General features: G+C 49.5%; 8 protein-coding genes. 2 read left to right on the forward strand and 6 right to left on the reverse strand.

Annotation, left to right across the window (positions count from 1 at the left end; translation table 11 throughout):
- Positions 1 to 71 precede the first annotated feature (71 nt).
- Complete coding sequence (locus tag Q0605_RS01700) at positions 72 to 599, reverse strand: hypothetical protein (protein ID WP_298703651.1); 528 nt, start codon at positions 597 to 599, stop codon at positions 72 to 74.
- A 97-nt stretch (positions 600 to 696) separates the two neighbouring features.
- On the opposite strand from Q0605_RS01700, the gene Q0605_RS01705 reads away from it, so the two are divergent.
- The gene (locus Q0605_RS01705; protein WP_298703653.1) at positions 697 to 4,140 is read left to right on the forward strand and encodes an acyl-[ACP]--phospholipid O-acyltransferase; all 3,444 of its coding nucleotides are present in this window, start codon (positions 697 to 699) and stop codon (positions 4,138 to 4,140) included.
- A 122-nt stretch (positions 4,141 to 4,262) separates the two neighbouring features.
- Entirely contained in the window at positions 4,263 to 4,463 is a 201-nt protein-coding gene (locus Q0605_RS01710; protein WP_298703655.1) for a hypothetical protein, read from the forward strand.
- 439 nt (positions 4,464 to 4,902) lie between these two features.
- Here the strand turns inward: Q0605_RS01710 and fldA are convergent, their stop codons facing one another.
- The 5 genes from fldA to nifJ all read right to left on the reverse strand — a co-directional run.
- Positions 4,903 to 5,394 (reverse strand): flavodoxin FldA, encoded by a 492-nt coding sequence (fldA, locus tag Q0605_RS01715; RefSeq protein ID WP_298703657.1) that lies wholly within the window; start codon positions 5,392 to 5,394, stop codon positions 4,903 to 4,905.
- 11 nt (positions 5,395 to 5,405) lie between these two features.
- Positions 5,406 to 6,632 (reverse strand): hypothetical protein, encoded by a 1,227-nt coding sequence (locus Q0605_RS01720; protein ID WP_298703659.1) that lies wholly within the window; start codon positions 6,630 to 6,632, stop codon positions 5,406 to 5,408.
- Complete coding sequence (locus Q0605_RS01725; protein ID WP_297945424.1) at positions 6,625 to 6,948, reverse strand: DUF2325 domain-containing protein; 324 nt, start codon at positions 6,946 to 6,948, stop codon at positions 6,625 to 6,627. Before Q0605_RS01725 ends, Q0605_RS01720 begins: the two co-directional genes overlap by 8 nt.
- A gap of 118 nt (positions 6,949 to 7,066) precedes the next feature.
- Positions 7,067 to 7,759 carry an aspartate/glutamate racemase family protein gene (locus Q0605_RS01730; protein WP_298703661.1) on the reverse strand — a complete coding sequence of 231 codons (693 nt, stop codon included), beginning with the start codon at positions 7,757 to 7,759 and terminating at the stop codon, positions 7,067 to 7,069.
- 110 nt (positions 7,760 to 7,869) lie between these two features.
- On the reverse strand, positions 7,870 to 10,924 hold a 3,055-nt coding region (gene nifJ / locus Q0605_RS01735; RefSeq protein WP_298703663.1), incomplete at its 5' end, for a pyruvate:ferredoxin (flavodoxin) oxidoreductase.

Below are 10,924 nucleotides of genomic sequence, written 5' to 3' on the forward strand. Positions count from 1 at the left end.
TGCATAGCGAAATTCTAGAATTTTAAATTTGTATCGAGAATTTTACGAGCCGTAAATTTAAAAATAAAGCTCTAAATTTCAACATCCATATCCACGGATTCGATCTGCAAGCCGCGCAGATCCGCGAGATGCCGCACCGCGGCGTCCGTCTCGGCATTTTTGGGAAGGACGATGTGAAAGCCGCGATCAAACGCCAAGAAAAAATTCTCCCCGCCCGCAGCGATGCGATTTAGCGAGCGCACGGTAAATTTCTCGCTTGCGCGTGGCTCGCCTTTTGAAAACGAGATTGTCTCGCCGTCCGCGACGAAGCTCATCTCCGTGCTCGAGTCTTGCGCGAGTTTGGCGGCAGTCAGATGTTTTCTTAGCATGCGGCGGTAAAATTTCGGATAAAAAATAAGCCACGCCGCACCCAAAATAACCGACGCGACGCTCGCAATCGGCGCCGTTTTTAAAAGCCCATCGATGATGATGCCCATAAGCAAAAACTCAAACGGTATGGCGTAGGTGCTGATTAGGCGCTGTTTGCGCGCCTTTTTGCTGTAAAGCAGCATAAATTTATTGAGGTTATCGACATCGTGATTTGTGATTTGCACTTTCATATTTTTCCTTTAATTTTTGCGTAATTGTAGCGAAGCCGCCTTAAATTTGCGTCCGTTAACTTCCGTGAGATAAAATCCCGTTTTTAAAGGAGATAGCTTGAAATCTTTATTAAAAATCAACGGATTTTTGCCATTTTTGGCGATTATGTTTATCAACGCAAGCGTCGATCTGGGCCATAAGATCACGATTCAAAACGTCCTTGTTAAAAGCGCCGATTCCGGCGCTCTCATCGCCCTTACCTCGCTTGTAAATTTGCTGATTTTGCTGCCTTACGTATTTCTTTTTAGCGCCAGCGGCTATCTCAACGACAAATTCTCGCGCACCCGCATCACGCGGATCTGCGCGAAACTCGGCGTCGCCCTTACCGCGCTCATTACGCTAGGTTATGCGTGCGGGTGGTTTTATTTCGCATTTTTTATGACGATCCTGCTTGCGGCGCAAAGCGCGATCTACTCGCCCGCCAAATACGGCCTGATTAAAAAGATCGTCGGCGCGAAAAATTTAGGCGCGGCAAACGGCCTCGTGCAGGCTCTTACCATCATCGCGATTCTGCTTTCATCGCTTGCGTTTTCGGTGATTTTCGAGCTATTTGCAGCCCACAGCAGTGACGCGGGCGAGTTGATGAGCTCGGTTTGGTTCATCGGCGTGCTTTTGGTCGCGGGTTCTGCGCTTGAGACCTACTATTCGTATAAAATTCCATTCTTCGACGCCGCGCAACCGCAGGCGGAATTTAATAAAGACGACTATTTTAAGCTTCGCTATCTAAGGCAAAATTTAAATTTTGTGCTAAAAGACAAAAACGTCCTGCTCTGTACGCTGGGACTTGCGATGTTTTGGGCGGTCTCGCAGCTTGTGATCGCGACCTTTCCGGCTCACTACAAGAGCCTTAGCGGCAGCGACAACGTAATGGTGATCCAGGTGATCTTAGCTCTTAGCGCGATCGGAATCGCATTAGGCTCGATCTTTGCGGGCAGCTACTGCAAAAAGCATATCGAGCTCGGTATCGTGCCGTTCGGCGCATTCGGTCTTGCGCTCGCGCTAATGGTGCTAGCCAACGCACACTCGGTATTTTGGCTCGGCACGGCGTCATTTTTCTTCGGGTTTAGCGGAGGAATTTTCATCGTGCCGCTCAACGCCGTAATTCAGTTTTTCACCGCCGATGAGCGCATGGGGCGGGTACTCGCGGGCTCAAATTTCATCCAAAATATCTTTATGGTGCTGTTTTTGCTCATCGCCATCATCTTGGTGCATTTTGCGGTCGCCAGCGGCGAAATTTTCGTTATGGCTGCTCTTTGCGTTCTTATCTGCGGGATCTTCGGCGCAAAATATCTGCCGCAGCTTTTCGTTAGAATTTTACTCATTCCGTTTATGAAATTTGGCTACCAAGTCCACGTAGACGGTATCGAAAACATCCCGCAAAAAGGCGGCGTGCTGCTTTTGGGCAACCATATCAGCTGGATCGATTGGGCGGTGGTGCAGCTTGCATGCCCGCGCGGCGTGCGCTTCGTGATGCATCGCAGCTACTACGATCTGTGGTATTTGAAGTGGTTTTTTAAAATTTTCCGCGTCATTCCGATCGGAGCGGGCGTGAGCAAAAGCGCGATCGAAAGCATCCGCGAGGCGCTAAATGCTGGTGAAGTAGTAGGGCTCTTCCCCGAGGGTCACATCAGTTACAACGGCCGCATAGACGAGTTTCAGGGCGGATTTGAGCTCGCCGCGCACGATACGAACTCCGTAATCGTGCCTTTTTATATCAGAGGGCTTTGGGGATCGACGTTTTCGCGCGCCAGCGAGCATTATAAAAGAACGATCTCGCAAAGCGGCAAAAACGCACTTCGCGTAAGCTTCGGCGCGCCGATTGAGGCAAATTCCAAGGCGCATGAAGTAAAACGTGCGGTAACGGAGCTGTCGTTTTTCAGCTGGGGCAAATACCTCGCAAGCCTAAAGCCGCTTGCCTACAACTGGCTAAATCAAGCCAAAAGATCGCCTTTTAAGCGCGTGGCGGTCGATAGCACGGGAGCAAGTCTCACAAATTTAGCGATGATGAGCGCCGTTTTGATACTTCGCAAAAGGTTAAAGAGCCGCATAGGCAGCGAGGAAAACGTAGGTATCATTTTGCCTAGCTCGGTCATCGCAAGCGCCGTAAATTTAACGCTTTTTGCGATGGGCAAAACGAGCGTAAATTTAAACTATACGCTAAGCGAAGAAAATTTAATCTACTGCGCGGATAAAGCGAATATCCGCACGATCATCAGCTCGCGAAAATTCGTAGAAAAGCTCAAATCAAAGGGCTTTGAGCTGGAGGGTTCGATCGGCGATCGGCTCGTGTATCTTGAAGATCTAAGCGAGGGCACCTCTAAAAACGAGCGCATAGTCTGCGCACTAAAATCGCTGCTGATGCCTAAAATTTTATTTCGCGCGCTGTATTTTAAGCCGCACGCGATAGAGGACGTAGCGACTATTTTATTTAGCAGCGGCAGCGAAGGAAAGCCCAAAGGCGTGGTTTTGACGCACAAAAACATAATGGCGAACGTCAAGCAGATCTCCGAGCTCATAAACGCCACCGAGCACGACGCGATTTTAGCGTCGCTGCCGATCTTTCACTGCTTCGGGCTTACCGTAACGACGCTATTTCCGTTAAACGACGGAATTTTAAGCATCCACGTGCCCGATCCTACAGACGCCTTTAGCGTCGGCAAAATGAGCGCAAAATACGGCGCTACGATAATGTTCGGCACCTCGACGTTTTTTAGGCTCTACACCAAAAATAAAAGGCTCAATCCGCTTATGCTGGCAAGCATTCGCCTAGCGATTGCGGGCGCGGAGAAGCTAAACGAAAACGTCCGCAAGGAATTTAAGATAAAATTTGGCATCGAAATTTACGAGGGCTACGGCACGACTGAGACTGCGCCGGTGGTGAGCGTAAATACGCCAAACGTCCTCGAGCCCGATTTTTTCAAAGAGCTTCACTTTAACCGCGAAAAGAGCGTCGGCTTGCCGCTTGCGGGCACGGTCATAAAGATCACCGATCCAGCTTCGCTGCAGCCGCTGCCAAACGGGCAAGAGGGGCTTATCTTAATCGGCGGACATCAGGTTATGAAGGAATACTACGATGAGCCGGCAAAAACCGCCGAAGCAATCGCGCAAATGGACGGCGTGCGCTACTACAAGAGCGGCGACATCGGCTATATCGACGACGACGGGTTTTTATTTATCACCGACCGCCTTTCGCGCTTTGCCAAAATCGGTGGCGAGATGATCAGCCTGGGCGCGGTAGAAAGCGCCGTGGGCGAAATTTTAGGCGAAAGCGCGATCTATTCGTGCGTGAACCTAAAAGACGAGAAAAAGGGCGAAAAGATCGCTCTGCTTTATGTGGGTGAGGCGAGCGAGGATGAAATTTCGCGCCGCCTGAAGGACTCCGCGCTGGCGCCGATAATGCAGCCAAGCGTCGTGAAAAAGGTGGAGCAAATCCCGGTGCTCGGCAGCGGCAAGGTAAATCTCAAAGCGGTAAAGGATCTGGCGATAGAGCTGGGACTGTAAATTTTAAGCCTTAAAATTTGCGTTCTAAATTTTAAATTTACGTCTTGCCGAGCTATTTGCGCGAAGTAGCGCAAAAAGCAAAATTCCTCTTTTAAATTTATTCTTTGTCGTGCCGCAGGGCTTTGCGGTTTTCGCTCCTAGCAGCGGGCAATCTCACGGGTTATGCTGCGGTTTATTTAAAGAACGACGGCTACACGCGGCTGCAGCGTCAAATTTATGCTAAAATTTACGGACAGACGGCAGCCCTCGCTGCGTGGATAGGCAAAATTCTTATATCAGACGGCTGGCTAAATTTCATGGCGGAGCTGCGGGGAGAGTTTTAACAGCGTGCGCGTGGAAAGAAATTTCAATGGCGTATGTGCGGAGAGAAATTTTAGCGACATTACTTTCCGCTTCGCCGCTTATAAAATTTGCAAATTTTATTTCCCGAGTGTACGCCGATTACGCCGATGAGGTTTATAAACCGCTATACGCAAACTCTCGGCTTTGTCCTTCCGCCGCCACAGCGGCTAAATTTTATCTACTCGCGCTAAGTGCGTCTCTAAGTCGGTCTGTATTTACGCTAGCACAAAGTATCGCGCAGCCAAATTTAAAGGATAAATTTCATTCGCGCAGATTGAAATTTTAAAATTTCAAAGCCCAATCTGTTTAAATTTAACCAAAGTCGGCAGAGTTCAAATTTTAAAGAGGTCCAAATTTTAATGATTTTAAAAAAGATGAAAGAGCCGCGAAGCGGGCGCTTCACGGCAAATTTAAAGGGAGTTATTTAAGCTCGGGAGCGATCTGTGCTACCCACGCCTCGATGCGGCTCTCGGTGAGATCGCTTTGATTGTCGTTGTCTAGCGCGAGACCAACAAATTTGCCGTCCACTACGGCCTTGCTCTCGTCAAATTCATATCCGTCGGTAGGCACTGCGCCTACGATATTTGCACCCGCTTTTTTGAAGTTGTCGTATAGCTCGCGCATTGCGTTGCAGTAGGCGTCGCTGTAGCTTGAGCTATCGCCCATACCAAAAATCGCGACGGTCTTGCCCGCGACATCAAGGGCTGAGAAATCAAAGCCCGCCCAGTCGTCTTGTAGCTCGCCGTCGTTCCACGTCGAGCTTCCGATTACGAGCGCGGTGTATTTGTCTAGGTCAGCAGGCGCGATATCTGCGACGTTTTTTAGCTCATTTTCGATGCCGAGCTTTTCCGAGATCAGCTTTGCAGCGTCTTCGGTATTGCCCATCGAGCTTCCAAAAATAATTCCAACCATTTGTGATCCTTTTAATAAATTTTGTCGGTGAGCTTGTATGGTACTAATTTCATAATGAAATTTCCCTTAAAGCATTCGCTTTTTATCTCGACGTGGCGGTTAAAATTTTCATTTTTTGGATAGACAAGATACACGGCATCGAGGTTTGCTCCGCATGAAAGCTCTAGCGCTTTTTTTATATCATTATCATAAAGCATAGGATTTGAAACGAGCATCGATCTGAAATTTGCTATCACTCCGAGCGAAAATCCGTTTTTTCGCACGATGATGAGCTCGTTTTTAAGCTCAATCTCTGCGCCTGCATTTCGCAGCGCGATCTTTGAAAACACAAAATCACTAAACGCCTCGCGGGCATTTAGCAGCACGCCACTACGCAGGCTTACGATCGCGCGAGCTAGCTTATAAGCCGGTTTGGCGGCAAACGCGGGCAGCGGCATGTCGCGCAGATAGGCAAAGATTATCGCATTATCCGCCGCGCAGAATTTCACGGCGGGCTTGAAGCGGTAAATTTTGCGAGTGCCTCGCCCAAGCTCGGAAGCGATGAAATTTAAAAACGCGGCGCGAAACTGCGAAGCGCCCTTTAAATTTGCGGGCGGAATTCTATAATCCGCATTAACGTTAAAATTATATAGAGCTAGCATCGCCCGCGCTCGCGAAGCCGCATCATAATCCCGTAGCGCCTCTGGTGCAATCTCGCGTCCATTCGCATCAAAGCCAAAAATTTCGCCACTAAATAATTTTTTATTAAAAGTTTCGGCATTTAAAATTTCATCATCAATAAGCTCGTTATCGCGCCGCAGATCCGCTTTTTGGCATTTTTTGCGCACCGCGATATCTCGTTTTGGCGCGGCAATATCTCGTAACAAAGCTGATTTCTCGTCCAAGCGCTTAGCGCAGAGAAAATTCTTTTGCGCTGAGTCAGTGTCGTAAAAAGCCCTTGCTGTCAAATTCCTATTTGCGCCGTCTTTTTGCGCACTCTTTGCAGCATGCGACTTAGAGGCATTATAATTAAGTGCGTCCGATTTACCAATTGAAAACTTTTTAAATTTGTCGCTAAATTTCTTACTTTCGACGGGCGCAAGGCAAGTAGCGTTAAATTTGCTAGAATTTAAAGAATTCTTGGAATTTGGCTCGCCAGCTTCATCGTCGTAAGCATTTGATTGTGGCGCAGTGCGCGATTTTTTAACCGCTTGCCTGGGCTTGCCGTCACTACTTAAATTCCTTGGGATTTTAATCATCTTCGCAAGGCTTGCAACCGAATTCTTGATTTAAATTGAAAACCTTACAGTATTCGCAAAATACGCAGCTAACGCTTCTCTTAGCGCATACAAGCGGGATTTTGCGCTTTTTGACTTCGCCTTTGATTTTTTTCATCGTGTTGTGGTTTAAAAAGCTCGTAAGCATCACGACGCACTCGGTATCTTGCGGGATCGGCTTACGATTTACGCGATTTTCGTTTCGTGCGTCCCAGTGCTCGATGTTGCTCGCGCCAAGGTCTTTTAAAACCGCCTTAATGGGCGTAATCTCATCTGCTCCTATAACTAAAACGTTCATTTCATCCCCTTTTATGATTGATAGTTGTTATTATAACAGAGAAAGATTAAATTTAACTGATAATGTATATAAAAATTTGAAATTATAAGCCGGAATTTTACCGGCTCATATTTGATATTTACTCGCTTAAAGCTAGACTTACTGCCGCATCGATGTGGATCTGCGTAGTATCAAATAGCCACGCGGCGGTATCTGCTTGCGATACGAGCAGTCCGATCTCCGTGCAGCCCAGTATAACGCCCTGCGCACCGCGAGCTCTAAGCCCTTCAATGATCTGCAAAAATTTCTTCTTGGAATGCGGTAAGATTTTACCAAAGCAAAGCTCATCAAAAATTACTTCGTTTACCGCTTCCATTTCGTCTGCATTCGGCACGAGTACCTCTACGCCGCCATCTATCAAGCGCTGTTTGTAAAAATCCTGCGTCATCGTGTAGATCGTGCCGAGCAGCCCTACTTTTTGCACGCCACGTTTTCGCAGCTCACTTAACGTGGCGTCCGCGATATGCACGAAAGGCACGGAGATAGCGGCTTTTATCGCCTCGTAGCACTTATGCATCGTGTTGGTGCAAAGAAAAATATAATCCGCGCCGCCGCTTTGCAAAACTCGCGCGTGACGAGCTAAAATTTCGCCCGCCCTGCCCCACTCATTATCTCTTTGACACCGCTCGATCTCGTCGAAATTTAAGCTACTTAGCAGGATTTCGCCGCTACTTAGCCCACCTAGACGCTCGTTAATTTTGCGATTGATCCCATCATAATAGGTAATCGTAGATTCGTAACTCATGCCGCCGATTAGTCCAATTTTTTTCATGGATTTCTCTTTTAAAATTTATACGGAATTTTATGCAGTCCCGCGAAATTTAATAAAATTCCGGATTGCAAAATTTGCAGAGCCGGAATTTCAACAAATAGCCGCAAAGCTTAAGCATTCTCGCTCGCGACGCCCGCAGAGATAACCTCATCGCCGAAATCGGCATTCGCAAGGCGCTTAAGCTGACGGTAGCGTCTCATCGCGTCGGCTTTATTTGCTTCATAAAGCTTGCCCGCGTGCTCCGGATCGATCTTTTTAAGCGCGTTGTAGCGCACCTCGTTTAGCAAAAATTCCTCATAAAGACTCCAATCCGGCTCTTTGGATGAAATTTTAAGCGGATTTTTGCCCTCCGCCGCGAGTCGTGGATCGAAGGTGTAGGTCGGCCAATAGCCGCATTTGCTCGCAAGCTCGGCTTGATCGCCGGAGCTGCCCATGCCGCCTTTGATACCGTGCGCGATGCAGGGCGAATACGCGATGATAAGGCTAGGTCCCGGGTAGGCCTCTGCCGCCATGATCGCTTTTAGCGTCGCGGCTTGGTTTGCGTTGGAATTTACCTGCGCGACGAAGATGTTACCGTAGGTCATCGCGATCTGACCGAGGTCTTTTTTCTGCACCGCCTTGCCGCCTGCGGTAAACTGCGCGATAGAGCCGCGACGGCTAGCTTTGGAGCTCTGTCCGCCCGTGTTTGAATAAACCTCCGTATCCAGCACCAGCACGTTTACGTCCTCGCCAGTAGCTAGCACGTGATCGAGCCCGCCGTAGCCGATGTCGTAGGCCCAGCCGTCGCCGCCGATGATCCACTGCGATTTTTTGTTTAGATACTGCTTCAACTCTAAAATTTCACGAACTCCGGGCGCGTCCAAATTTTGTTCTAGTAGCGGCACCAGCCTATCTCTAATCTGAGCGGATTTTAGCGTATCGTTTCTGTTTTCGATCCAGTCGTTATAAAGTGCCTTTAGCGCATTTGGCACGCTTGGGAGCGAGCCTAGCATCAGATCCTCGATCTTATGGCGCAGTGTCTCGCTTGCGATCTTCATTCCCAGCCCGAACTCCGCGTTATCCTCAAAAAGCGAGTTCGCCCACGCGACGCCGCGGCCGTTCTCATCCTTGCGGTACGGCATCGAAGGCGCCGATCCGCCGTAGATCGAGCTACAGCCCGTGGCGTTGGCTACGATCATATGATCGCCGAAAAGTCGCGTGATCAGCGTGATATACGGCGTCTCGCCGCATCCAGGGCACGCGCCGTGAAATTCAAAATACGGGCGCGCAAATCCCACGCCCTTGACGCTTGATCTGTCCATCAAATCGTCTTTGTATCTTACGTGCTCGAATAAAAAGTCTGCGCTTTCTTGCTCGCCTTTTGCGAGTTCTTCTTCAAGCGGCACCATGACGAGCGATTTTTCCTTGCTCGGGCAGTTTTCGGCGCAAAGCGCGCAGCCCGTGCAATCTAGCGGACTTACTTGGATCTTATATTTTAGCCCCTTTAGCTCCTTGCCCTTGGCTTCTAGTAGGTGATCTTTTAAATTTAAAGGCGCGGCGGCCTCGTCCTTTTCGTCTAGTAAAAACGCCCTGATTACGGCGTGCGGGCAGACAAAGGCGCACTGGTTGCACTGGATGCAGTTTTGCTCGATCCATTTAGGCACCATGACGCCCACGCCGCGCTTTTCAAATCGCGTCGTGCCCGCGTCAAACCCGCCGTCCTCGTGTCCTAAAAACGCCGACACCGGCAAGCTATCGCCGCGCGCTGCGTTCATCGGTTTTACGATCTTTTCTATAAATTCGTCGCCCTTGTATTTGTCGTCCGCGCCCGCTGGGTCATCCTTTAAATTTGCCCACGCAGGATCGATCGCTACCTGCACCAAAGCATCCGCGCCCCTATCGATCGCGTCGCAGTTCATCGCCACGACCGCCTCGCCCTTTTTGGCGTAGGTTTTCTTGGCGTATTCCTTCATATAGCTTTGCGCCTGCTCAAACGGAATGATGCCGCTAAGTTTGAAAAACGCCGATTGCATAATCGTATTAGTGCGGCCTCCGAGCCCTATCTCGTGCGCTAGTTTGGTGGCGTTTAGGATATAAAATTTTACCCGCCTGGTAGCTAGAATTTTTTTGACCTTGTTTGGAAGCTTTGCCGCCGTCTGCTCGGCATCCCAGATGGAATTTAAAAGGAAGGTGCCGCCTTCGCGGATGCCCCCGATGACGTCGTAGATGTCCAGATACGCAGCGACCGAGCAGGCGACGAAATGCGGATTTGAGACGAGATAGGTCGAGCGGATCGGTCTTTTGCCGAAGCGCAGGTGCGAGCGCGTGTAGCCGCCCGATTTTTTGCTGTCGTAGGCAAAATACGCCTGCGCGTAAAGATCGGTTTTATCGCCGATGATTTTGACGGAATTTTTATTCGCGCCCACGGTGCCGTCCGCGCCAAGGCCATAAAACAGGCACTCGGTCTCATCCTCGTAGCCGAGCGAAATTTTATCTCCCACGGGCAGAGATAGATGAGTCACATCGTCGTCGATGCCGATCGTAAAGCCGTTTTTAGGCTCGTCCACCTTTAAATTTTCATACACGGCGATTAGCTGCGCGGGATCAACGTCCTTAGAGCTTAAGCCATACCTGCCGCCCACGATGAGCGGAGCGTCCTCGCGCCCGTAAAAAGCGGCTTTTATGTCCAGATACAGCGGCTCGCCGAGGCTGCCGGGCTCCTTTGTGCGATCGAGCACGGCGATTTTACGCACGCTTTTAGGCATCGCAGCGAAGAGATATTTGAGGCTAAAAGGCCTGTAGAGATGCACTTTTAGCACGCCTACCTTCTCGCCCTTCGCATTTAGATGATCGACCACCTCCTCAAGGGCTTGATTGACCGAGCCCATCGCGACGATCACGCGCTGCGGCTCACTTGCGCCGTAATAGACGAAAGGTGCGTACGACCGCCCCGTGATCTTTGAAATTTCGCTCATATACTCCGCGACGATGTCCGGAAGCGCGTCGTAAAATTTATTAACTAGCTCGCGCGTCTGAAAATATACGTCGTCGTTTTGCGCCGTGCCGCGAGTTTTAGAATGCTCGGAGTTTAGCGCGTTCTCTCTAAATTTACGCACCGCCTCACGATCGAGCAAGCGATCAAACTCGGCATAGTCCATCACCTCGATCTTTTGAATTTCATGGCTC

The sequence above is a fragment of the uncultured Campylobacter sp. genome (genome assembly GCF_938017705.1).
In the GTDB taxonomy this organism is placed as follows: domain Bacteria; phylum Campylobacterota; class Campylobacteria; order Campylobacterales; family Campylobacteraceae; genus Campylobacter_B.